Consider the following 23,974-nt stretch of genomic DNA (forward strand, 5'->3'; position numbering starts at 1 on the left):
CCAGGCGGACTGGCTACGGGCGGAACCAGGCTGTTCGCCAGGGTTTGCCGGTCGTGAGGACCTCGGCGACTGAGCCCGCCCGGTAGCCCTGTTCGCCCAAAGCCGCGACCAGTTCCCTGGTGACCTCGCCCCGGTCGAACGTCGGCCGAGGCGTGTCGTCGCCCTCCGGGACCTCGAAACCGTCGTGCAGCAACACGATCGCGCCCGGGTGCAGCTGCGGGAGCGCGCGGCGGGCGACCTCGCGAGCCGAGCCGTCGACCCAGTCCGACACGGTCGGGCCCCACACGACGACCTCCAGCCCCGCGCGGCGGGCCGCCGCGAACGTCGACAGGGACTGGGAGCCGTAGGCGGGGCGGAACAGGCGGATGTCGGTGCCGCTGACCGCCGCCAGCCTGCGCTTTCCGTCCGCGATGAGCCGGTGCACCTGGGACGCGGGCAAACCGGTCAGGCGTGCGTGGTCGATTCCGTGCAAAGCGATCTCGTGACCCTCGGCGACCACTCGCCGCACGAGGTCGGGGTGGCGTTCGGCGCGTTCGACGAGGATGAAGAAGGTGGCGTGGATCCCCAGGGCGGCAAGGGCTTCAAGCACCTCCGGGGTGCCGTCCGGGTCAGGTCCGTCGTCGTAGGTCAGGGCGACCATCCGCTCGCTGGTGCGGGCGGCGCGCAGGGAGCCGATGGGGGTGAGGAGGCGGTCGGTCGCCTGGCGGACCTTCGTCCGGGCGCGCGGCGAAAGCCGTTGTGCCAGACCGGAGGTCAGTGCTCCCAGCGACGTCATCCGATACTCCCAGCGGCGATCTCGGCGACCTGGCGCGCGGCGCGGTCCCAGGTGTAGTGCTCGGCGACACGCGGGGCGTCGGCGTGGGTGTGGCGGTAGATGTCGTCGTCGGCGAGGACCTCGGCGATGACTTTCGCCAGGTCGGCGGGGTCGTCGCCGCGCACCAGGTCGCCGGTCCGGCCCGCCTGGATGATCTCCGGCATGGCGAAGGCGTCGCGGCCGACACACGGCAGGCCGCGGGAAAGGGCTTCGACGAAAGCGATCCCGAAACCCTCGAACCGCGACGGCAGGACGAACAGGTCGTGCGCGTCGTACAGGGCGGCCAGCTCGCCGACCGGTCGCCTGCCGAGGAACTCCACGCCCGGTGGGACGGGACCGGGCAGCGGCCATTCCCGCGGGCCGACGACAGTCAGGGTGAGCTCCGGGTCGACGTCGCGGCGCAAAACCTCCAGGGCCGCCACCACTTGGTCGCCCGCCTTGGTGTGGAAGTCCTTGCCCACCAACAGCAACCGGCGTCGTGGGCCGGACATGCGCCGCGCGTGCGCCGCCCGGGTCGCGGCCGGATCCGGGGCGCCGGTGGACACCCCCGGGTTGACCACGTGCACCTTCTCCGGCGGCAGCCCGCTGACCCGGACGAGGTGGTCGGCGAACCAGCCACTCATCGCCAGCACGCCCGCCGCCGACGCGTAGACCCGGTGCTGCCGCTCGGCCGACCAGCGAACTGCCTCGCGGGTCAGCGACGGGAAGTGGCTCAGCCCGCCCGGCTGGTCGATCAGCTCGGTGAGGACGTCGTAGCTGAGGTCCTGGAGCAGGAAGTAGGGCTTATCCAGCACCGCGAGGTCCTGGATCTGCAGCACGGCGTCGCAGTCCGACGTGCGGGAAGCCTTGCGCAGCAAGGTTTCCTCATACCTGCGGGCCACCTTCGAGTGCCGCCACATGCTCACCCACCGCCCGTCCACCCGGCGCGCGTAGGCGGCCTTGAACGCGGTGCGCACCGCCGCGGGGTGTTCCACGCCGAGGTCGACCACGTCCACCCGGTTGCGCAGTGCGGCGCGCAGGTTCCACGGCGTGTGCGACCAGGTCAGCTCCGGGACGGGGTCCCAGCTGCAGGCGAATCCCAGTCTCATGTCGACGACCTCACACTCGGCTGGTCAGCGGATTCGGGGTCCTCGATGGCGTCGATCTCGTCGCGCCGGGCCATCCGCCACAGGGCGCCGATGATGCCGATGACGAGGAACAGCAGGCCGCTGATCATCGGGAACCCGAGTCCGTCGAAGGTGACGAAGGCCAGTGCCGCGACCGCGATCGAGGCGGCCAGGGCCTGCCCGAGGTGGCGGAGGTCCTCGTCGCGGGCGCGGGCCCGGATGCCGCGCGCGGAGGCGAAGCTGATGACGAACAGCAGGATCAACGCGGTCAGGCCGAAGAACCCGGTCTCGATGATCTGGCCGAGGTATTGGTTGTCCAGGGTGATGAAGTCCTCCGGCAGGAACGTGCCGAACGCGCGGCCGAACCACGGGGAGTCGTTGATGAACTCGCCGACCACCACGTAGTCGTCGGTGCGGCCCTGGATGCTTGGGTCGTCCTGCCAGCCGGTGAACAGTCCGGTGATCGTGCCGACCAGGCCGGGGATGAGCAGCCGCAGGCACACCACGAAGACCGGGCCGACCAGGAGCGCGACCATCCGCCGGAATCCGTTCCAGCCCGCGAAGAGCACGATGAACGCGACGAACATGCCGAGCGTGGCCGACCGCGACACCGACATCGGGCTGGCGATGCCGATCAGCGCCACCAGTCCCCACCACAGCCAGCGGCGTTCCTTGACGTAGAACGCCAGGTGCAGCGCGATCGGGAACACCATCGCGAGCACGACGCCGTACTCGATCGCGTGCGAGGCGGTGGCCGAGACCCGGCGGAAACTGGAGCGGTCGGTGACCGAGGCGATGGTGTAGTTGACCTCCAGGCCGGGGATCTTGTAGAGCTCGGCCAGGTTGAGCCCGGTGGCGAACTGCAGCAGCCCCATCACGGCGATGACACCGGTGAGGATGACGATCGTCCGCAGCAGCAGCTCGACGCTCTTGCGGGTGCGCAGCAGGTCCGCGGCGACGAACGCGATGCCGCACCACGACATCAGGGTCAGCATCGCGCGATCGGCCCCGGACACCTGCGGAGCGGGCAGCGGCTGCAGCATCCCGACCGAGTACGACACCAGGATCGCGATGGCCAGCAGGCCGACCGCGACCCGCGCGGGCTGCAGGCCGGTCACGATCCCCGACCCCGGCCGCATCCGCACGACCAGCCAGAACAGCAGCAAACCCATGCCGAGCACCCCGGCGGGGGTGCCACTCGCCCCCAGCGGGCCGATGATCAGCTGGGCGGGCAGGCAGAACAGCAGGACGGCGTAGACGGTCAGCAGACCGCGCGCGTCGCCCCGCTCCTGTCTGGCGGGGAGGAAGGAGGACACCGCCCGCTCACTTGGTTCCGGGCGTCGACCCGTTCGTCGGCGACATCCGCAACGGACGTGCCCCCGCCGGGGTCGAGTCGACCCGCTTCGGCGCGGGGGTCTCCGTCGGCCGCTGCTCGGTCTGCAGCGGCGTCACGGGCTTGACCCGCTTGGTCTCGTCGACCCGAGGCCAGTCCGGGTCCGGCTTGGGCGGGGTGACCGGCTGGACCCGCTGGGTCTTCTCGGCCGATCCCGGGGGCGCCTGCCGGGGCTGCCGTCCGTGCGCGGCGGGGTCGATGAACCCGGGCGGCGGGCGGCGGTGATCCTGCGGCGGGACCGGGGGTCTGCGGTTGCCGGGAGCCAGGTCGACAGGCGGGATCTCGACGGGCAGGATCTCGTCGACACCGCTCTCCTCCATCGCCTTGGCGGCCTCTTCCTGCAGCTTGCGCGCCTGCACGCTCTCGGCCATGAAGGCGGCGAGCACGGTCAGGGCGAGGCCGACGGCGAGCATGCCCGCGAGCGCGCGCATCTGGCTGCCCCGCGACGCCTCGGCCTGGGTCGCGGTGGTGACCGGGCTCAGGACGATCAGCAGGTTCTGCGGCGCCTTGAGTTCGAGTTGGTTGCGCTGCAGCAGCTCGCCCATCGCCTTCTCGACGATCCGGGCGGTGTTCAGCGCTTCCTGTTCGTCCTTGGACTTGGCGGTGACCTGGAGCACCGGGGCCTCGCCGGGCACGATGTCGACCAGGTACTCCGCGGTCGCGCCCTTGCTCTTCATGTCCTCGACCGACACCGGGTCGTTCATCCGGCGGGCGGTGATCTCGGCGACGATGCCGAGGGCGCCGCCGAAGCCGAGGTACGGGTTGGCCTGGCCTGCCTGGGTCGAGCCGACCTGCGCGGGCACGAGCAGCACGTCGGAGGCCTTGGCCTCGTAGGTGGGCGGGATGGCGACGAAGATCCCGACGGCGGCCACCAGCATCAGGCCCAGGCCGGTACCGACGACCACCCAGTGTCTGCCGAGGACCTTCAGCGCGCTGACGAAGTCGAGTTCCTGGCCTGCCCTCTCGCGGGCGCGGGCGATCACGAGGCGACGCTTGTTCTTGCTGGTCTCGCTCATCGCAGTACCTCCGATCTCTTCGTGCCGGTCAACTCGTCGCTGTTCCCCAGTCCCCGATGCCACACTTCCAGCGACAGCAGCGTCCAGAGTCTCGGTTGCTCATTTCGGCTGCCCGAGTCGTGCTCGGCGAGCAGCCTGCGCACGGCCCCTGGTTCCAGCACGCTCGCCGCGAACGACGACGGGCCGGTCAGCAGGTCGTGCGCCATGTCGCGCAGCCCGCCGCGGAACCACGCGTCGAGCGGCACCCGGAAACCGGCTTTCTTGCGGTCGACCACGTCGGCGGGCAGGTGTCGGCGGGCGACCTCCTTGACCACCCACTTGGTCACGCCGTTGCGGACCTTGACCGAGCTGGGCAGCGAGAACGCCAGTTCCACCACCCGATGGTCCATGAACGGCGGCCGCAATTCCAGCGAAGCGGCCATCGACATCCGGTCACCGCGTTCGAGCAGGTTGTCGGCGAGCCAGGAGTGCGAGTCGGCGTAGAGCATCCGGTGCAGGGCGTCACCACGGCCGCGCTGGTACGGGCCCAGGACGCTGCGCGTGGCGGGCTCGCCGAGCAGCGCGGTGCGCTCGGCCCCGGTGAACGGCGCGAACCAGCCGCGCATCCGCTCGGCGGTGCTCGGCTCGGCCATCGCCCGCATGGCGACGCCGAGGCGGGCGCCCGCGGCGGGCAGCGACTGCTCAAGCCTGCGCAGGACCGCGCCGCGCGGCAACGCGGGCAGCAGCCCGGCCCAGCGGGTCGCGCGCGCGAAGCGGTACTTGGGGTAGCCGCCGAACAGCTCGTCGCTGCCCTCCCCGGACAGCACGACCTTCACGTCCCGGCGGGCCAGCTCGGCCAGCTTGAACACCGCGACGTCGGCGGGTTCGGACAGCGGCGCGTCGCGGTGCCAGCTCAGCTTCGTCCACGACTCGCGGAAGTCCTCGGCGGTGACGATCACTTCGTGGTGCTTGCTGCCGACGATGTCCGCGACCTTGCGCGCCCACTCGACCTCGTCGACCCGCGCGTCGCCGAAACCGGCGGAGAACGTGTGCAGGTCGGCGCCGTCACGGGCCTTCGCGATGAGCGCGGTGATCAGGCTGGAGTCGACCCCGCCGGACAGGTAGGCGCCCACCGGGACGTCGGCGACCAGCGCGTCGCGCAGGGCCTCGTCCAGCGCCTCGGCGACCAACTCCACCGCCTCGGCCGGTCCGCAGCCCACCCGGGCCGGCCGGACCGGGACCTCCCAGTACTGCCGCAGCCGGAGCTGGCCGTCACGGCCGAGGGTGAGCCGGTGGCCCTGCGGCACCTTGCGCACGCCTTTGACCAGTGTGAACGGCGCCGGGACCGACCGGTGCGCGAGGTAGTCGTGCAGGCTCTCCTGGTCGACCTCGGGGCTGCCGATGACCGGGTACAGCGCCTTGATCTCCGAAGCGAAGGCGAAGACCTTGTCGTCGGCGTAGTAGTACAGCGGCAGGATGCCCATGCGGTCGCGGACCAGGTGCAGCTCGCCGGTCTCGGCGTCGTGCAGCGCGTAGGCGAACTGCCCACGCAGCTTGCTGGTCCCGTTCACGCCGTGCTTGTCGTACAGCGCGAGCAACGTCTCAGTGTCGCCTTTGGTGCGGTACGGGTAGTCCGGCAGCTCCGTCCGCAGCTGGCGGTAATTCAGGATCTCGCCGTTGAACGCGAGGTGCTGACGTCCGCTCGCGGACTCCATCGGCTGCACGGACGCGTCCAGGTCGATGATCGAGAGCCGGGTGTGCGCGAAGCCGACCGATCCCTCGAACCAGACACCGCTGTCGTCCGGGCCGCGGTGGTGCAGGGTCGCGCCCATGGCGGCGAGCAGCTCGGGGTCGACGGGCCCGCCGTCGAGCCTGCGGATCCCCGCTATTCCGCACATGGCGTGTCCTCGGCGAGGTCCATCAGCTGACGGGCGCGGGCATCCCATGACTCGGGCAGCACAGACCTTCTTCGTTGGTCCGGAGTGGACAGACCACCGTCGTCGAGGCTCTTCGCGATCAGCTCGACGAACTCGGAGCTGCTGGTGGAAACCCGGACCAGGTCGGTGTAGTGCGCGATCTCGGGGAAGTCCGTGCTCACCACGGGAAGGCCGAGCGCGAGGTATTCCTTGAGCTTGATCGGGTTGGCGTGGGTGATCCAGTCGTTGTCGAGCCACGGCATGATCGCCACGTCGAATCCCGAGCCGTAGGCCGGAATCTGTTCGTAGGGACGGAAACCGAGCCAGTGCACGTTCTCGTACTTCTCGAACCGCTCCATCGAGCAGGTCGCGTCGCCGATCAGCACCAGCGAGACGTCCGGCAGCTCGGCGGCGACCCGCTCCATCAGGTCGAAGTCAACGACGTAGTCATCGAGCCCGCCGAAGAAACCGACGCGCGGGCCGGGGATCGACGCCAGGTCCGCGGGCAGCTCGGCGGTCGGGGTGAAGTGCTGGAGATCGACGCCGTGGTCGAGGAAGTAGCCCCGCTCGCCGGTGACCGCGCGGTCGTCGGACTGCAGCGCGCGGCTCACGTAGAGGATGTGGTCGGAGTGCGCGAGGAGCTTGTCCTCCAGCGCCTCGATGGCCGCGGTGTCCGCCTCGGGGAACGCGGAGTGCCGGTCGGAGCGGTTGAACAGCAGCTTCTTGCGCGGCATCGGCTCGACGACGTCCCACGCGGTGGGGATGGTCGCGACGACGACCGGTGTGCCCATCCGCAGCACCGCGCATACCGCGCGGACCTGCGCGCGCACGAGCACCGCGTTGAGCTTGCGCAGCCACGGCTTGCCGTAGAACGGCAGCGGCAGCGGGGTCATGACATGGAAGCCCGGCACATCGGGCAGCGGGCGGCGCACCAGCATCGCGACGCTGCGGGCCTTGCGCAGGATCCGGCGCAGGAACTGCGTGCTGCGCCCGGGCAGCGGCATCCGCATGCCGATGCTGTTGACGAGAAGCACCTTGCGCCGCTTGGCGACCCGGCGCATCAGCTGGAAGTCGGAGTGCGCGCGATTGTGATACCACCAGTCCTGAGCGGAGAAGCACAGGTAGCTCGGCCCCTTGGCCGAATCGAGCGACTCGGGCCAGCGCCGCATGCCGACCAGGCCGCGCAGTGCGGCCCGGTGTCGGGCAGTCCCCGCGCCGCGGACCGCGCGCAGGCCCTCATTGAGCGCGACGGCCAACCACATCAGCACCGAGCGGATCCGGCCGTGGCGTTTCCGGTGCAGCCGGACCCGATTCGCGGCGAGCAGCGACCAGAGGGTCGCCGAGGACTCCGACTCGCCGCCCAGGTGCACGGCGACCGCGGCGGGCTCGTAGCGCACGGCGAACCCGCGTGCACGCGCGCGCAGCATGAAGTCGGTTTCCTCGGAGTACAGCAGGAAGCGTTCCTCCAGGTCCCCCACGTGGTCCAGACAGTCGCGGGTGACCAGCCACGCGGCGCCGGTGACCCAGTCGGCGTCGGTGCCGCCCTCGTAGGCGCTGGAGTCCGTGACGGTCTCGCCGAGCACGGGCACGCGGCCCGCCAGGTTCCCGCCGAGGACGGCCTCACCCAGCGCGCGCAGGACGGTCGGCTCGCGGCGCAGCGACTTGTGCACGACGCCGTGCTCGTCGGTCAGCTTGGGGGCGACGATGCCCGCCCCGGTGGCCGCGGCCGTGTCGCGCAGCGTGGCGACCGAGCCCGGCGCGAGCCGGATGTCGGCGTTGAGAACAAGAACGTCGCAGCCGGGGGCGGCGGCGATGCCCGAGTTGACCCCCGCGGCGAAGCCTTCGTTGCCGAGCCTGCGCACGAACGGGACGTCGAGACCGAGCTTGGCGGCGGTGGCCGCGACGACGTCGGCGGTGCCGTCCGTCGACGCGTTGTCCACGACGATCACCCGCGACTCGCCCGCACCGAGCAGCGCTTCCGGAAGAGCCTCCAGGCAGCCCGCTATGACCTGCGCGCTCTGGTAGGTGACGATCACCACGGCCAATGGGCGTCGCTGATCCGGTCTAGATTCCTGCGGAGACTGCTTCACGGCCACGTCCTCGACAACCCACGACGCGCCGGCGGTCCCGGCGACAGAACACTTGCCTGGTAGATCGACGGCAGCCGGATGACCGTTACTCTCGGTCTACTTATTCACCATGTCTTCACGCCGACTAGTCACACGGAGTGATTAGCCCGGCACGCCAAGGGCCGCGATGTGACTTGGTGTCCACATCGCGGCCCGTCGAGCGCGCATCGGTGCTTGTTCAGCCCCGGATCGGGACCGGGTTGCCGTTCGCGTCCACGTTGCCGCCACCATCGGTGGTGCCCGACAGGGCGTTGTGGAACGGCGCGTACTTGAACTCGGTCAGCACGTTGTCCTTGACCACGAACGGCGGCGACGCCGCGGCGAAGATCAGGTGGTTCGAGCGCCTGATGTAGTTCCCCTCGATCAGCCAGTTCTTGCTGATCGCGGTGCCCGCACCCGGGGTGGCGTCGTTGTAGATGCCGATGCCGTTGTGGGTGTAGCCGCCGTCCATCCGGCCGCCGTCGATGTAGTTGTGCCGGACGACGCCGTTGCTGGCGTTCGGGTTCATGTTGATGACGTCGGTGTGGTCGCCATCGCGGAAGTACGTGTCGTGCAGGAAGTTGTCCTGGATCAGGTACGGGCCCTGACCCTGGATGATCATGTGGATGTTGAACCCGTAGATGTTGTTGCGCACGAAGGTTCCGCGGTCGTAGGCGAAGATGCCGTTGCCGCTGAGCCCACCGGACTCGGGTGCGATCGTGCTGTCCTGGATGGTGACGGTGCCGTTCTCCAGCCACACCGCGTGGTGGTCGCCGCCGTAGATGCGGCTCTGCGAGACGGTGATGTGCACGCTGTCGCCGACATTGACGTGCAGCATGCCGTCGATCAGGAACTTCTCGATCTTGTACGGGTTGGCCGCGGTGCCCGCGCCGGGAATGCCCTTGTCCTTGAGCCAGGTCGCGTTGACCAGCTGGGTGCCGCTGACGCGCCGCAGGTCGGTCGCCTTGACGCCGGTGTTCGCGGCGTTAGGCCAGCCGGACAGGCCGGGCGTGGTCGTCGCGGTGGTGGAGGCGGACGGCTTGGGCGCGACCGTGCCGGTGGCGGTCTTCGAAGCCGAGGAGCTCGGCGCCACGGACGCGGAGGAGGTGGGGACCGGGCTGCTCGTCGAGCTGGGCGGGGAGGAGGACGAGACGGTGGGTTCGACTGGGAGTGTCGCGTCGGCGGGAGCGCAGGCGATCGTGGCCGCGGCGACGATCAGCGATCCGCCTACCGCCAGGACGCGGCGACGAGCCTTGCCGGGTAAATCAGAGCCACGGTGCGTGGCCGTGCGGGGATGCACGAGCAATGCCTACCTTTCGTCTGACCGCGTCCAAGCCGGACTTCGAATCCCCCGTAGTCCGGCCAGGTGGAAGTGGTCTCGTTATCTTCATGTGACCAATTGGCGCCCGAACGGTAACCCAAGGTTCCGGCGGGTGCATTAGTCCATTCAGACCAGCCCATGGTCGCACGGGCAGGGCCGGCTGCTCCCTGCTCGACCGGATCGTGATCCGGTCCGGCCGAGGTGATGATCGGATACGACCACGCCGCTCGCAGGTCAGCCCGGCGACCCGCCGGCGATTCCCGCTGACCTGCGCGAACTCGCCAACATCCGCCCCGCGAAGACGATCGCAGCGAGAATCGTTTGCATTCGCAGGCGTGACGCCCGCCACACTGGCGCTGTTAAGGGTGCTGACCAGCGGCTTCCTTCTTTCCGACGGATGTGAGTTCGGCCAACCCCGACCGCATCGGAGCGACCACCGGCAGGTACAGCAGCAGTCCGCCGATCCCACCGACGGCGAGGATCAGCAGGTCGGGGCTCAGGTGGCGGGTGGCGAGGAACGGCACCACGCACAGCAGCAGGACTCCGGCGAACGGCCGGGCCACCGCCTTCGCCAGGCCGGCGGCTGGGATGCCGAGCCTGCCCAGGGTCCACAGGAACGCGGGCACCATGATCAGCACGGCGACCAGCATGTGCGCGACGCCGACTCCGGCGACGCCGCCCACTGAGGCCCCGAGGACCAGGGCGGGCAGCAGCGCGACGACCCACATGGCCTGCAGCGCCAGCGTGCGGCGGGCGTGGCCGAGCGCGATGAGCAGGTCGAAGCACAGCTGCAAGGCGACTCGGGCGACGCCGAGCACGGCGAGGAACACCAGCGCGGTGGCCGCGCCGACCCACTTCTCGCCGTACATCAGCCGGATCGTGGGGACCGCCATGATCGCCAGCAGGCCGCAGATCGGCACCGCGGCGGCCATGAGCAGGCCCATCGAGCGGGTGAAGGCGACGCGCACGGCGTCGAGATCGTGCTGGAGCCGGGCGAAGGCGGGGACGCTCACCCGGGCGACCGGGATCGACAGCAGGGTGATCGGCCAGCTCGACAAGTTGAACGCGAGCACGTAGAGGCCCAGCGTGGTCGGACCCAGGATCGGGCCGATCACCATGTTGTCGAGGTTGACCATCAGCACGGTGAGCAGCGTGGCGCCGCCGAGCGGGATGCCGTTGCGCAGCAGTTCCTTGGCGATCTTCGGGTCAAACGCCGGCTTGTAGCGGGCCGGGGTGAGAGCGAGGTGCATCAGACCGTTGACCAGGTTTCCCGCGAGCCTGCCCCACACCAGGCTCCACACGCCGACGCCCGCCAGCGCGAGCGCGAGGGTGAGCCCGGTGGTGATGACGAACCCGGACATGTCGGCGTAGAGCCGCAGGTCCTGGCGGAACGAGCGGGTCAGGATCGCCGACGGCACGGCCAGCGCGCCGTTGATCAACAGGGATACCGACAGCACTTGGACGAGTTCGGTCGCCTCCGGCGCGCCGAGCGCGGTGGCGAACAGGCCCGCGCCGCCGAAGAAGACCAGGAACATCACGCAGCTGAACCCGAAGATCACCGTGGTCGCGGTCGGCGCCACCTTCGACACGTCGCCGGGCCAGCGCACCAGCACCTGCTCGATGCCGAGGTCGTTGATGTTGATCAGGATGACGAGCACGACGGTCGCCACGGCGAACAGGCCGTAGTCGTTGGGCGTGAGCAGCCGGGCCAGGATCATCCCGGAGATCAGGTTGGCCAGCCGCGACACCAGGGTGCTGGCGAAGCTCCAGCGCACGCCCTTGCGGACGAGGGCGCCGAGGTCTTCGTCCTGGGTCGTCACAAGCGTTCCCGGCGCCCGCGGATCGCGGCGGTGACCGCGGACAGCGAACGGTTCTCCAGGAACGGCCGCTCGAAGGCCCGGTGGAACAGGTACGACCCGGCCAGCACGGCGGCCATCCCGACCGCCAGCAGGAGAACGAACCTGGTGAGCGGGTCGGCGACGACCGGCTCGACCGCGAAGTGGCCGATGAGCCACAGGATCGGCAGGTGCACCAGGTACACGCTGTAGGAGTAGAGCCCGATCCCGCTGAGCACCCGGCCCGCCAGCAGCGAGCGCAGCGGGCCGAGCCCGCCGCCCGCCAGCGCGGCCAGGATGCAGGCGGTGCCGACACCGACGAGCAGGTCGATCCAGAAGTAGGCGTGGTCCACCCACACCGATCCCTTGACCGCGGCCAGCACACCGAAGGCGGCGAAACACCCGATGCCCAGCGTGGCCAGGCCGCGCGGCGACCGGCCGTCGCGCACCACCTGGGCGGCGGCGACCCCGAAGACGAACAGGGCGAGGAACTGCGGGGTCAGGTTCAGGATGCCGTCGAGCGCGCCGACGTTCTCGCCGACGAGCTGGGCGCCGATGACCGCGGTCGTGAAGATCGCGACCATCCACACGGGGCCGAGCTTGCGGCGGAACAGCAGGACCAGCGGGAACAGGAAGTAGATCTGCCATTCGACGGCGATCGACCAGAACGCGCCGTTCGGCTTGGGGCTGTCGATCACGTCCTGGACGAGGAAGAAGTGCGCGATCACACCCTTGAGCGTGATGGCGCGGCCGGTCAGCTCGGGGGTGATCAGGCCGAAGACGATCACCGACAGCGCCAGCGCCGCCCAGTACGGCGGCAGGATTCGCCAAGCGCGCCTGCGCAGGAACCGGAGGGTCCCACCCAACTCGAACTCGCGGCGGGCCGGGGCGACAGTCAACGAGAACCCGCTGACCACGATGAACACCGCGACTGCCAGGTGGCCGTAGACGAGCCAACCGAGCGCGGCGGGGCCGGTGTTGACGGGGTAGCTCGGGTAGACGGTGAACCAGATGTGGTGCAGGACAACGTAAAGCGCGGCGACCGCGCGCACCCCGTCCAGGTAGGACAGGCGCGGCTTCGGCCGGTCGGCCGTGGCGGGGGCAGCGATCTCGGTCGCGCGCTCGGTCATTTCGCCTCCACCACGTCGCCGTCACGCCGGTAGCGCTTCCCGCAGGCCGGGCACACAAGGGTGTCCTCGCCCTCCGCGTCGAGGCGTTCGGCGCACTCGCAGACCCAGCCGCGCACGGCGGCCGGGTTGCCCGCGACGAACGCGTGCGCGGGCACGTCCCTGGTGATCACCGAGCCCGCGGCGGCGAACGCGTACGCGCCGATCGTGGTGCCGCACACGACGGTGGTGCCCGCGCCGAGTGTCGCGCCGGACTCGACTCGGGTGCCGCTCAGCGCCTCCGGGCCCTTCTTGATGTGCGCGCGTGGGCGGAGGTCGTTGGTGAACACGACGTTCGGGCCGAGGAAGACGTCGTCGCCGGTGGTGACGCCGTCGAAGAGGAGGACCGCGTTCTTGACCGTCACCCGGTCGCCGAGGCGCACACCGCCCTCGACGAACGCGTGGTCGCAGATGTTGCAGTCGACGCCGACGACCGCGCCGGGAAGCACGTGCGCCCACGCCCACACCCGGGTGCCCGCGCCGACCTGGTCGGACTCGCACAGCCCCAGTGGGTGCACTCGCACGCCTTCCGGCTCAGCCATGTCTGGCCACCGCCTCCGCGAGGACCGCGCACACCCGCTCCTGCTGGTCGCGGGTGATGCCGGGGAACAACGGCAGCGACAGGATCTCCGCGGCCGCGCGCTCGGCGACCGGGTAGCCGCCCGGCGCGCCGTACTGGGCGAACGCGCCGGTCTCGTGCACCGGGGTCGGGTAGTGGATGCCCGCGCCGATCCCGGCGGCGTTGAGGTCGGCGAGCACGGCGTCGCGGTTGGCGACGCGTACGACGTAGAGGTGCCATACGTGCTCGTTGCCGGTCGCGGTCGTGGGGACGCGCACGCCGTCGACGCCTTTGAGGAGGTCGGCGTAGGCGTCCGCGGCGAGCCCGCGTTCGATGTTCCAGTCGGCGAGCAGGCGCAGCTTCGCGCGCAGCACGACCGCCTGCAGTGCGTCGAGGCGGGAGTTGAAGCCGACCACGGGGTGCGAGTACTTGCGGTCGCTGCCGTGGTTGGCCAGGAGCCGGACCCGCTCAGCCACCTCGTCGTCGTCGGTGGTGATCGCGCCCGCGTCGCCGAACGCGCCGAGGTTCTTGCCCGGGTAGAAGCTGGTGCCCGTGGCGACGCCGAACGCGCCCATCGCCTTGCCGTCCTGGGTGGCGCCCTGGCACTGCGCGGCGTCCTCGATGACGACGAGTCCGTGTTCGCGGGCGACCGCGCCGACCCGGCCCATCGGGGCCAGCTGGCCGAACAGGTGCACCGGCATGACGGCCGTGCACGTCGCGGCGACCTCGGCCAGCGCGTCGGGGTCGATCAGCAGGTGCTCGTCATCCACGTCGACCGGCACCGGCACCGCGCCCGCGCGCAGCACGGCCTCGGCGGTGGCGACGAAAGTGTTGGCGGGCAAGGCGACCCGGTCGTCTCGGCCGACGCCGACCGCGCGCAGCGCGAGTTCGAGGGCGTCGGTGCCGTTGCCGACGCCGACACAGTGTGTCCGGCCGGTGAACTCGGCGAACTCCGCCTCGAACGCGGCGACCTCCGGGCCGCCGACGAAGCCGGTGGTCGCCAGCACCCGGGCGAAGCCGTCGCGGACCTCGTCGGCGATCTGGTCGCGCTGCCAACCGAGGTCGACAAGTGGAACGGTCATCGAACGGCCCCTTCAGGTGCTGTCTTGCGCGGAGCGAAACCCTTGCCCCGCAAGTTGTTCTTGAGTGGCTCGGGCAGTCGGCGCCCGGCCAGCAACGCCGCGGTCCGAACGCCCTCGCGCAAAGCGGTGGACCGCGACACCTTCGCCGCGGCCACCTCGCGGTAGAGCCGTTCGACGCCGCGGGCGGCGGGCGCCAGCCCGTAGTGCTCGGTCACCACCGACCGGCCGAACGCGCCGAGTTCCGCACGCCGGTCCGGGTCGAGCAGCAGCGGCCGGATCTGCTCGGCCAGCGGCTCGGCCGACAGGTCGCCGGTGCCGAGGCCGTAGTAGCCCCACTGCCCGAAGTAGCCCGCGCTGGTTTCGTCGTAAGGCAGGGAGAACCCGCGCTCGCCGAGCACCACGATCGGCTTGGCGAAGGCCAGCGACCGCAGCGCGGAGCCGCCCATGCCGAGCATCAGGTCAGCGCAGTCGTAGGCGGGGCGCGGGTCGATCATCCCGCCGGTCATGACGACGACATCGGTGCCGTGGCGGTCGTTGACCCGGTTCGCGAGCTCACCGACCCGCTCGGCCGCGGTGCCCTCGCCGACCAGCACGAGCCGCACCGGCAGGTCCTCGGCGAGCAGGTCGACCGCGGCGATGCTGCGCTGCAGGCTCTCCAGCTTGAGCCACTCGGTCAGCCGGGACACGGTGACCAGGTTGAGCTTGCCGTCGTCGAGCCCGAACTTCGCCCGGAAGGGCGCCGAGTCGACGGCTCCGGGGGCGTTGAAGTCGGTGTCGACCGGCGGTTCGAGCAGCTCGACCCGGCCCGCGCGCATCGCCCTGGCCTCGTCGACGAGTTGGCGGGTGCCGAAAGTGGTGGTCAGGTGGCGCGGAAGGAAGCGCGGCACGACCATCCCCATCATGGTGCAGAGGATGGGAACGCCACGCAGGAGATGTTCGCCGTAGTAGGCGTCGAAGCACTGCGGCCAGTCCCACACGTGGATCAGGTCGGGCCGCTCGGTGCGCACCGCCGCGCGCAGCGCCCGCATGACGGCGGGCGACGGATGCGACTGGGCATCCGGTGCCTCGATCAGCCGCAGGCCCTTCTGCTCGGCGAGGGCCACGGCGGGCCCGGGGGCGGCGAAGAGCACCACGTCGTGGCCGAACTGGTCGCGCACGGTCGCGGCGAGCTCGATGGCGTTGGTCTGGGTGCCGCCGAGTTCGAGGCGGTGGGCGAACACGAGGATCTTCATCCGGCCACCCCGATCCGGGCCGGGAGCTTGCGCGCGGGCACGCCCGCCCAGGTCTCGCCGTCCGGAATGTCTTGCAGCACAACGGCTCCCATGCCCACCAAGGCCCGCTCCCCGATCCGCAGCCCCTCCCGCACGAGCGCGCCCGCACCCAGGTAGGCGCCCGTGCCGACGCGGACAGCGCCCGCGAGCGCGACGCGGCCCGCGAGGGTGACGCCGTCGCCGACCTCGTCGTCGTGGGTGAGCAGAACCTGGGGCATGGCCAGCACGAACTCGCCGATCCGCTGCGGCGCGGTGACGACGCAGCCGGCGAAAAGCATGGTGCCCGCACCGATCTCGGTGCCCGCGGCGACACTGGCCGCCGGGTGCACGAGGGTGGCGTAGCGGCCGTTCGCGAGACCGAGTTCGGCGGCGATGCGGAGCCTGCTGCCCGCGTCGCGGCTGCTCGCGGTGCAGATCAGCACCTCGGCGTCCGGGTGGTCGTGCACGGCCTCGACCGGGCCGAGCACCGTCGCGCCGTCCACCACGGCGCCGTGTCTGGCCGTGTTCGCGTCGAGCAGGCCGAGCAACTCCCAGCGCGGAGACACGGCGTTGACCGCCGCGACCGCCGCCATGGTCTCCCTGGCCAGCCCGCCCGCCCCGATCAGCAGCAGCGGCCTGGTCACAGTGGACTCCCCGCCGGGACCGGCAGGCCGAGCGCCGCCTTGACCGCGTCGACCACGGTGGCCTGGTCCTCGGCCGTGAGGTCGTGGAACAGCGGCAGGATCAGCGTGCGCTCGGTGAACGCCTCGGTCGCCGAGAGGTCGCCGTGCGGGTGGCCCGCGTACGCGGGCTCCAGGTGCGAGGCCATGATCCCGCGCCGGGCCGACACCCCGCGCGCGGCGAGGTCGGCGAGCAGCTCCGTGCGGGTGATCCGCGCGTCGTCGGGCAGCCGGATCCAGAACGACTGGTAGTTCGTGGTGCCGTACTCCGGGTCGCGGACCATCCCGAGTCCGGGCACGTCGGCGAACGCCTCGTGGTAGCGGGCGGCGAGCTCCCGGCGACGGGCGACGATCGCGTCCAATCTGGACAGTTGGACCAGGCCGACCGCTGCCTGGATATCGGTCATCCGGTAGTTGAACGCGGTCTCCAGGTACTGCTCGATGACCACGCCGCCGCCGCTGTGCCGGTCGGCCGCGCTCACGCTCATCCCGTGCTCACGCAGCCGCCGCGCCCGCGTGGCCCACTCCGGGTTGTCGGTGGTGAGCATGCCGCCCTCACCGGTGGTGAGCAGCTTGCGCGGGTGGAACGACCACGCGGCGAGCGTCGCTTCGGCGCCGACTGGCGCGCCCCGGTAGGTGGAGCCCGCGGCGCAGGCCGCGTCCTCGATCACCGGCAGGCCGAGCGGGTCGCACAGAGCACGCAGCGCCGCGATATCGGCGGGCACGCCCGCTTGGTGCACGGCCATGACCGCGCGGGTCCGCTCGGTGAGGACCTCGCGGACGGTGTCGGCGGTGAGGTTGCCGGTCGCCGGGTCGATATCGGCGAAGACGGGGGTCGCGCCGCAGTAGCGGACCGCGTTGGCGGTGGCGATGAACGACAGCGACGGCACGACCACCTCGTCGCCCGGGCCGATGTCGAGCAGGTGCACAGCGAGATGCAGCGCGGTCGTGCACGACGAGACAGCGACACCGTGGTTCGCGCGCACGCGCGCGGCGAACCGCTCCTCGAACGCGGCGACCCGCGGTCCCTGGGCGACCCAGCCGGAGCGCACCGCCTCCGCGGCCGCCTCGGCTTCGTCCTCGCCGAGGAGGGGGCGCATCACGGGGATCATCTGCGTTCTCCTGATTCCGCGCGCGCCGTGCCGACCGCCATGGGCCCTCCCTGGTTCGATCCCGCCGGGATCAGTCCGATCGCCGCCGCGAAGACGTCGCCGCGCCGCGACCACGAGTGCCGCGCGGCGAAGCGCTGTCGGGCCTCAACGACCTCCGGTGTGCGCGGCAGCGCCGCCGCTTGTGTGACCGCGGCGGCGAAGTCCGCCGCGGTGCTCGCGATGGACAACATCGAGGAATCGAGCGGAAGCGTTTCGCCCGCGCCGTCGGCGAGCCAGCGGCTGGCGGGCAGGTCCGAGCTGACCGCGGGCCTCCCCGCGGCGAAGTACTCCAACGTCTTGAGCGGGAACGACGCCCGGTTGAACGGGGTGTCGAGGTACGGGGTGAGGCCGACGTCGATGGCCCGGAAGTACCCGGGGAGGTCGGTGAACGGCACTTCGTCGACGTGCGCCACGGTGGGCCGCGAAGTCAGCAGCGCCCACCGCTGCGGCTCCCAGGAAGGGTTGCGGGGCCCCACCATCAGCAGCGAGACACCGGCGTCCACAACGGACTCCAGCAGCTCGATGTCGATGCGCGCGGTGATCCGGCCGACCAGGCCCGCCACCGGCGACGGCAGGTCGGGCAGGCCCGGCGGAAGCGGTGCGGAGTCGACGTCGAGATAGGCCGCGGAGTGCACGCCGTTGGCGATCAGCACAGGGTCCGCGCCGAGCCCGCTCCAGCGCTCGACCAACGCGGGTGTGACTGCGATCACGGTGTCCGCCCGGCGCAAGGCCACCTGCTCGACCGCGCGCAGCCACTCCGGGTCCAAGCCCATCAGCTGACCGCCCGCGACCCAGTCGTCGGTGCCGTAGAGGACGTCGCGAACGTCCGGACCCCAGCAGCCGAGGACGTCGTCGAAGGAGAACGACACGACCGCGTGCGGCTGCCTGCCGAGCCTGCGCAGCGCCCACCGGATCTGGGAGCGGACAAGAGGCCACGTGGTGGCCCGGATTCCCGGCCGGGACAGGCCCGGCAGCGCCACCGGGGTCAGCCGGATGATCCCGTCCGCGGCCCGCGCGAGCCGAGGCCACACGCCCGGGCCGACACCCGGGCGGAACCGCCGAGGGGTCACCGGGGAGATCGGCGGGTCGACCCACAGCACCGTGGCGTACCTGGTCAGCTGCTCGGCCTGCTGGCGGTCCGCGCCGCGCACGCCGTCCCACGGCTTGCCCGACATCATCACTACCAGTGGATCCGGTCTCCGACCGTCCCCCGTGCCCTCGATGCCCACCGTCGACTCCGATCCCCTGCGTCCCTGGACAGTCCCTCCTCCTGTGTCGGTCATCGGCGGCTCTACGTTGCAGGGCTGCCGAGTGACTTCCACGGCTCAAAGAATTTCCGCGTCATCAGCGTGTGCGTCTCAGCGGCGAACGTGGTGTATCGCCGGAACACCGCTTCCTCGGTCAGGTCGGCTCCGGACTGCCGCGACCCCTTGGCCTTCGTGGACTTCGCCGCCGGAGCGGGCGCGCCGAACGCGACCGGCTGGGCGGCAGCCTCGCTGTCCGTGCTCTGCAGGCCCGCGTTCAGCGTCTGCGCCCCGCCCGCGCCGCCCACCGATGGCGAGAACACGGTGTCGACCCAGTAGTTGGTGTCGTTGCCCGACGTCGGGAAGCCCGTGGAGCCATAGCGGTACACGCCGTTCGGCGCACCCGCCTGGGCCCGCGGCGCGTGCAGCGGCGCCCGGTCGACACCGTTGAACTCGAACGTGCCGTAGGTGACCGAGTAGTGCCCGTTCGGCGCGTAGTACGACGCGATGTACGTCGTGCCCGGGCTGACCGCGATCGGCGACGCGAAGTTCGCCTGCTGCCACCCACCCGCGGTCTCACCGCTGAACGTCACGGTGCCCAACAGGGTTCCGGTGTCGGTCCACAGGTGGCCGACGTGCGTTCCGGTGTTGCCGGATCCCTTGTAGAACCGGATTCCGCTGACCGTGCCCGCGGTGTCCACGGTGAAGCGCACCCCGAGTTCCAGCGGGCCGTTGTCGTTGGCCGACGGGATCGACGGTGTCGCCGTGTCCGGGAACAAGGTGCACGGGCAGCCGGACCCGGCGGGCTGGGCCGTGGTGAACGTCCACGTCACCGACGCCGACATGGTGTTGCCCGTCGTGTCCTTCGCCCCGGACACCGTCGCCCGGTAGCTGGTCGCGCTCTGCAGCGGCGCCGACGGCTGGAAGGACGCCGTGCGGGTGGCCGCGTTGTAGCTCAGGGTTCCGGGCACCGCGGTGCCACCGGCGGTCGGGGCCACGGAGAACACCGGGGTGTTCGCCTGGATGTCCTCGTCGAACGTCGCCGAGATGGCGCCCGTGGGCGGGACACTGCTCACCCCGTCGGCCGGGTTCGTCGCGGTGACGGTCGGCGCCGTGGTGTCCGGCGGCGCGACGTTGGTGAAGATCGCGTCGACCCAGTAGTTCGACGACCGGTAGCTGTCGATCGGGAAGCCCGAGGTGCCGTACCGGTAGAGCCCGTTGGTCTGCGCCGAATTCGCCGGCGCGTGCAGCGGCGCGTTGTCCACACCGGACACGAAGTAGTCCAGGTTGGACGAGTAGCGGCCGACCGGCGCGAAGTACGAGACCACATAGGTCGTGCCCGCGGTGACCGCGACCGGGTTGGCGAACTTCAGCGTCTGCCAGCCGCTCGCCGTCTCGGCGGTGAACGTCCCGCCCGCCAGCTTGGCGCCGGTGTTGGACCACAGGCTGCCGGTGTGCGTGCCGGTGTTGCCCGCGCCCTTGTAGAAGCGGACGCCGGAGATCCAGCCGTTGGTGTCCGGGATGACCCGCATGCCGAGTTCGACCGCGTTGCTGTCGTTGGTCGACGCCGTGCCCGGAACCGCGCTGTCACTGAACAGCGTGCAGGGGCAGGCGCCGATGCCGGAGGTGGTGAACGACCAGCTGAACGCTGTCAGCATGGCGTTGCCGCTGGTGTCGGTCGCCTTCGCGGTGGCGGTGTAGACGGTCGCGGGCGACAGCGCGGTGGTCGGCTGGAACTTCGCCGTGCGCGAGCCCGGGTCGTAGGTGACCGTGCCCGTGCGGTTGCCCGGGTTCAGCGTGAACTGCACGGTTCCCGCGTTGACCGCCTCGTTGAACGTCGCCGTGAGCGCGGCGTTGACCGGCACGCTCTTGGCGCCGTTGCCTGGGGTCACCGAGCTGACCGTCGGGGCCGTCAGGTCCGGGTCCGGCACGAAGACCGCGTCGACCCAGTAGTTCGCGCCGCCGCCGTTGATCGGGAAGGCGCCGCCGCTGCCGTAGCGGTAGACACCGCTCGGGCCGTCGGTGCCGTTCGCGATGGCGTGCAGCGGCGGGTTGTCGACCGCGGCGTTGAGCCCACCGAGGGTCGCCGAGTAGAAGCCGCCCGTGTGGTACGACACGACATAGGTCGTGTTGGCGCTGATCTGCACCGGGGTGGAGAAGTTGGCCTGCTGCCAGCCGGAACTGGACTCATTGCTGAAGGTCACGGTCGCCAGCTGCGTTCCGGTGTTGGACCACAGCGTGCCCTTGTGGGTGCCGACGTTCTGCGGTCCCTTGTAGAACCGCACGCCGGTGATCTTGCCGCTGACGTCGGAGCGAAGCCGCATGCCGAGCTCGACACCGCTGGCGTCGTTGACCGTGACGATGGTCGGCGTAGCGGTCTCATCCCAGACCGTGCAGGGGCACACGCCTGGCGGTTTCGGTGTGGCCTGCGTGGTGAACGACCACTGCACAGGCGTCGTCATGGTGTTGCCCGCGGTGTCCTTCGCCCCGGAAACCGTGACGGAGTAGGCGGTCGAGTTCGCCAGCGGCGAGGTCGGGGTGAAGGTGGCGCGGCGGGTCGCGGCGTCGTAGGCGACACTGCCGGGAACCGTGACGTTGCTCGGGTTGCGCACGACGAAGCTGATCGTCGCGGGCTGCACCGGCTCATCGAAGCCCACGACCACCGTGGTCGACGCGGACACGCTGGAACTGTTGGGCTGCGGCGTGACCGGGGTGCCCGACGGCGCGATGGTGTCCGGCGGTGCGACGGTGTCGAAGACCGCGTCCACCCAGTAGTTGCCGCCCTTGTAGCTCTCGGACGGGAAGCCGAACGAGCCGTAGCCGAAGACGCCGTTGAGCGCGGTCTCCTGCGTGGCGGGGGCGTGCAGCGGCGGCGCCGAATAGCCGGAGTTGCCGAAGAAGTACGCGTCCGCGGCGTAATGCCCATTGGGCGCGTTGTAGGAGACGATGTACTGCGTGTTGGGCTGGACCGCGACCGCCGGGTTGAACCCCGCGGTCTGCCAGCCGGAAGCCGTCTCGTTGGTGAAGGTCGCCGTCGCCAGCTGCTGGCCCGAGGCCGTCCACAGACCGCCGACGTGCACACCGGTGTTGCCCGCGCCCTTGTAGAAGCGGACGCCGGTCAGGTAGCCGGCGGTGTCCACAGTGAACCGGGTGCCGACGTTGATCGAGCTGGTGTCGTTGGTGGCGGGCGTCTTCGGGACCGCCAGGTCCGGGAACAGGGTGCACGGGCAGGTGCTGTTGACCGTCACCGACGCGGGCGTGCTGTCGGTGTTGACGCTGTCGTCGGTCGCCCGTGCCTTGATGTCGATGGATCCCCGGCGCGGGATGCTTCCGGTGTAGGACCAAGTCTCACGGCCGTTGGCCGGGTGCCAGCTGGCACCGCCGTCGAGGGACACCTCGACGCCGCCGACGCGGCTGCCGTCGACGGCCGTGCCGGTGACGGTGATCGTGTCGCCGCTGTTGACCGTCGCGCCTGGAGCGGGCGAGGTGATCGTCGTGTTGGGCGCGGTCACGTCACTCGACGCGGTCGCCGCGACCAGCCCGGCCATCAGCGTCGTGGGCTGCACACCCATGTCCGCGAACAGGTTGACCGTGGCCTGCTGCATCCGCTGGTCGGTGTTGACCACCGCGCCGTCGTGGTTGTCGTCCAAGCCCCACGACCACTGCACGGTGCCCGCGCCGAAGACGAGAGCGCCGCTTGCCGCGCGGTAGAGCGTCATGCGGTGGGTGGCCTCGCCGGGCGCCACGGACGAGCCGTGGTCCATCAGCTTGGCCGCGACGGTCTCGGTCGTCTTGGACAGCCGGATCATCCCGTTGGGACGGAACCCGTTGTCCAGGTCCTCATCCCACTCGTATCCCAGCGTGTTGGGTGCGAGGGTGGCGGTCGCACCGGCCAGCTGGGTCGCGACCGAGGTGTTGCGCCAGAAGCGCATCTTGCCGTCGTCGGCGGGAACCTTGATCGCGTAGCTGCAGCAGTTGACCGTCCAGATCTGACCGGTCAGCGCGTTCTCGGGCTTGCCGCCGTCCGACGGCGGGCTGAACCGCGGGTCCCGCCAGGTGCCGGTCCACGCCACGTTCGGGTCGATCTTGGCGTTGGCGTGGGTTTCCTTGTAGGTCACCAAGGTGCGGTAGGACGTGTTGGACCCGTCGATGCTGTTCTCCCAGCGGGTCTTCCAGAAGACCTCGTTGCCGCTGAAGAACGCCAGGTGCACCCCAGCGTCGCGGGCGGCCTCGACGTTGGCCCGCTGCGCGCCCGACCAGTACTCGTCGTGGCCGGTGGAGATGAACATCTTGTGGTTGAGCAGCAGCGAGCCGCTGCGGTCGGCGTCGATGCCGGAGATGTAGCTGACGTCGTAGCCGTTGCGCTCCAGGAACCGGATCATCGGGTACTCGGACCCGAAGACGAAGTCGCGGCCGTCCGGAACGTCGGTGCGAGTGGAGAATGGACGGTTGTAACTGAGCTTGTACGCACGGCTATCGGGCTGGCCGCCGTAGAAGGAGTTGCCGCCCCACACGTTGTAGGCCTGCCACGTCGGGTCGGAGGTCTGGAAGACCATCTTCGACGTGCTCGCGTCATTTCGGACGATGAACACGATGTGGTTGTTCACATCGGTGTCGGTGCGCTGCAGGTTCGCGATGTACACACCGGACACCGCGGTGGACGGTACCGCCCACGAAGCGGAGACCTGCCAGTTGCCGCAGTCGATCAAGCCGGTCGCCGACTGGCTCAGACACGCGGGCTGGGTGCGCGGCGTCGGCGTGATCGGCGTCGCGGTCATCTTCCGCGCGCCGAGGCCGCCGTAGTAGCCGAGCCGGAAGATATCGATCTTGTACGGCGCGGAAGTCTTGACCTTGAAGGAGATCGACTGTCCCACGTTGACACTCATCGAGGTGCCGAAGCCCTCGATGCTCGGGTCGCCACCACCGGTCGCGTCCCAGTTGGCCGTGCCGGGCTTGGAGTTCTCACAAGCCACGGGGCTGACAATGGGCGCGTCACAGGGTCCGGCGGCGACGGCGGTGGGCACCACCGCCAGCGCGGTGAGTCCCGCCGCGATCAACGCCGCCGCGGTCGACATGGCGACCGCTCTGCGAACGCGGTGCGCGAAGCGACGACCACTACCGGCGATCAAGCCGGTGGGTGCGGAAGCGGACACGGCCAATTCCTCTCAAGCCGTCCAGCCGATGAGCACTTCGTCATCGGTGCGGAACGCAGGCACGGCCGGCGTTCCAGTTGTCCCCAGGGCATTTGGTGCGGGTAGTCGACCTCGACGGTCCACCGCGGCGGCCGGTTCGCGAATCACGACACGACACGCACTCCCGCGGTTTTCCGAGTTCTTCGGCACACCGCGGGACAC

At 70.4% G+C, this 23,974-nt stretch carries 16 protein-coding genes; all 16 read right to left on the minus strand.

Annotation, left to right across the window (positions count from 1 at the left end):
* Nucleotides 1-13: 13 nt before the first annotated feature.
* A complete protein-coding gene (locus C8E96_RS06315) occupies nt 14-775 on the minus strand; it encodes a polysaccharide deacetylase family protein (protein ID WP_091375975.1) in 762 nt (253 codons plus the stop codon).
* The gene (locus C8E96_RS06320; RefSeq protein ID WP_091375978.1) at nt 772-1,902 is read right to left on the minus strand and encodes a glycosyltransferase family 4 protein; all 1,131 of its coding nucleotides are present in this window, start codon (nt 1,900-1,902) and stop codon (nt 772-774) included. Before C8E96_RS06320 ends, C8E96_RS06315 begins: the two co-directional genes overlap by 4 nt.
* Nucleotides 1,899-3,236 carry an O-antigen ligase family protein gene (locus tag C8E96_RS06325; protein WP_091375982.1) on the minus strand — a complete coding sequence of 446 codons (1,338 nt, stop codon included), beginning with the start codon at nt 3,234-3,236 and terminating at the stop codon, nt 1,899-1,901. Before C8E96_RS06325 ends, C8E96_RS06320 begins: the two co-directional genes overlap by 4 nt.
* 7 nt (nt 3,237-3,243) lie before the next feature.
* On the minus strand, nt 3,244-4,329 hold the full coding sequence (locus C8E96_RS06330) for a hypothetical protein (protein WP_091375984.1): 1,086 nt from the start codon (nt 4,327-4,329) through the stop codon (nt 3,244-3,246).
* A complete protein-coding gene (asnB, locus tag C8E96_RS06335) occupies nt 4,326-6,206 on the minus strand; it encodes an asparagine synthase (glutamine-hydrolyzing) (protein WP_166657892.1) in 1,881 nt (626 codons plus the stop codon). Before asnB ends, C8E96_RS06330 begins: the two co-directional genes overlap by 4 nt.
* On the minus strand, nt 6,194-8,260 hold the full coding sequence (locus tag C8E96_RS06340) for a glycosyltransferase (protein WP_228769933.1): 2,067 nt from the start codon (nt 8,258-8,260) through the stop codon (nt 6,194-6,196). Before C8E96_RS06340 ends, asnB begins: the two co-directional genes overlap by 13 nt.
* A gap of 271 nt (nt 8,261-8,531) precedes the next feature.
* Nucleotides 8,532-9,632, minus strand: coding sequence for a right-handed parallel beta-helix repeat-containing protein (locus C8E96_RS06345; protein ID WP_133794207.1), 1,101 nt, complete (start codon nt 9,630-9,632; stop codon nt 8,532-8,534).
* 380 nt (nt 9,633-10,012) lie between these two features.
* Nucleotides 10,013-11,473, minus strand: a complete 1,461-nt coding sequence (locus tag C8E96_RS06350) for a lipopolysaccharide biosynthesis protein (RefSeq protein ID WP_166657893.1) — start codon at nt 11,471-11,473, stop codon at nt 10,013-10,015.
* On the minus strand, nt 11,470-12,618 hold the full coding sequence (locus tag C8E96_RS06355; RefSeq protein ID WP_091375993.1) for an acyltransferase family protein: 1,149 nt from the start codon (nt 12,616-12,618) through the stop codon (nt 11,470-11,472). Before C8E96_RS06355 ends, C8E96_RS06350 begins: the two co-directional genes overlap by 4 nt.
* A complete protein-coding gene (locus tag C8E96_RS06360) occupies nt 12,615-13,196 on the minus strand; it encodes an acyltransferase (RefSeq protein ID WP_091375996.1) in 582 nt (193 codons plus the stop codon). Before C8E96_RS06360 ends, C8E96_RS06355 begins: the two co-directional genes overlap by 4 nt.
* Nucleotides 13,189-14,295, minus strand: coding sequence for a DegT/DnrJ/EryC1/StrS family aminotransferase (locus C8E96_RS06365; protein WP_091376000.1), 1,107 nt, complete (start codon nt 14,293-14,295; stop codon nt 13,189-13,191). The genes C8E96_RS06360 and C8E96_RS06365 overlap by 8 nt, the downstream gene beginning before the upstream one ends.
* On the minus strand, nt 14,292-15,527 hold the full coding sequence (locus C8E96_RS06370; RefSeq protein ID WP_091376004.1) for a glycosyltransferase family 4 protein: 1,236 nt from the start codon (nt 15,525-15,527) through the stop codon (nt 14,292-14,294). The genes C8E96_RS06365 and C8E96_RS06370 overlap by 4 nt, the downstream gene beginning before the upstream one ends.
* Nucleotides 15,524-16,189 carry a NeuD/PglB/VioB family sugar acetyltransferase gene (locus tag C8E96_RS06375; protein ID WP_091376007.1) on the minus strand — a complete coding sequence of 222 codons (666 nt, stop codon included), beginning with the start codon at nt 16,187-16,189 and terminating at the stop codon, nt 15,524-15,526. Before C8E96_RS06375 ends, C8E96_RS06370 begins: the two co-directional genes overlap by 4 nt.
* Nucleotides 16,186-17,337, minus strand: coding sequence for a DegT/DnrJ/EryC1/StrS family aminotransferase (locus C8E96_RS06380; RefSeq protein ID WP_228769934.1), 1,152 nt, complete (start codon nt 17,335-17,337; stop codon nt 16,186-16,188). Before C8E96_RS06380 ends, C8E96_RS06375 begins: the two co-directional genes overlap by 4 nt.
* Nucleotides 17,334-18,554, minus strand: a complete 1,221-nt coding sequence (locus C8E96_RS06385; protein ID WP_133794208.1) for a glycosyltransferase — start codon at nt 18,552-18,554, stop codon at nt 17,334-17,336. Before C8E96_RS06385 ends, C8E96_RS06380 begins: the two co-directional genes overlap by 4 nt.
* A 113-nt stretch (nt 18,555-18,667) precedes the next feature.
* Nucleotides 18,668-23,773, minus strand: a complete 5,106-nt coding sequence (locus C8E96_RS06390; RefSeq protein WP_133794209.1) for a DUF4082 domain-containing protein — start codon at nt 23,771-23,773, stop codon at nt 18,668-18,670.
* Nucleotides 23,774-23,974 lie beyond the last annotated feature (201 nt).

It is taken from the genome of Actinokineospora alba (assembly GCF_004362515.1).
GTDB lineage: Bacteria > Actinomycetota > Actinomycetes > Mycobacteriales > Pseudonocardiaceae > Actinokineospora > Actinokineospora alba.

Excerpts from the sequence above, each read along its gene's own strand:
- C8E96_RS06330 (WP_091375984.1), bottom strand. The coding sequence starts at position 4,329 with ATGAGCGAGACCAGCAAGAACAAGCGTCGCCTCGTGATCGCCCGCGCC.
- C8E96_RS06385 (WP_133794208.1), bottom strand. The coding sequence starts at position 18,554 with ATGATGTCGGGCAAGCCGTGGGACGGCGTGCGCGGCGCGGACCGCCAG.
- C8E96_RS06365 (WP_091376000.1), bottom strand. The coding sequence starts at position 14,295 with ATGACCGTTCCACTTGTCGACCTCGGTTGGCAGCGCGACCAGATCGCC.
- C8E96_RS06320 (WP_091375978.1), bottom strand. The coding sequence starts at position 1,902 with ATGAGACTGGGATTCGCCTGCAGCTGGGACCCCGTCCCGGAGCTGACC.
- C8E96_RS06360 (WP_091375996.1), bottom strand. The coding sequence starts at position 13,196 with ATGGCTGAGCCGGAAGGCGTGCGAGTGCACCCACTGGGGCTGTGCGAG.
- C8E96_RS06315 (WP_091375975.1), bottom strand. The coding sequence starts at position 775 with ATGACGTCGCTGGGAGCACTGACCTCCGGTCTGGCACAACGGCTTTCG.
- C8E96_RS06355 (WP_091375993.1), bottom strand. The coding sequence starts at position 12,618 with ATGACCGAGCGCGCGACCGAGATCGCTGCCCCCGCCACGGCCGACCGG.
- C8E96_RS06380 (WP_228769934.1), bottom strand. The coding sequence starts at position 17,337 with ATGATCCCCGTGATGCGCCCCCTCCTCGGCGAGGACGAAGCCGAGGCG.
- asnB (WP_166657892.1), bottom strand. The coding sequence starts at position 6,206 with ATGTGCGGAATAGCGGGGATCCGCAGGCTCGACGGCGGGCCCGTCGAC.
- C8E96_RS06370 (WP_091376004.1), bottom strand. The coding sequence starts at position 15,527 with ATGAAGATCCTCGTGTTCGCCCACCGCCTCGAACTCGGCGGCACCCAG.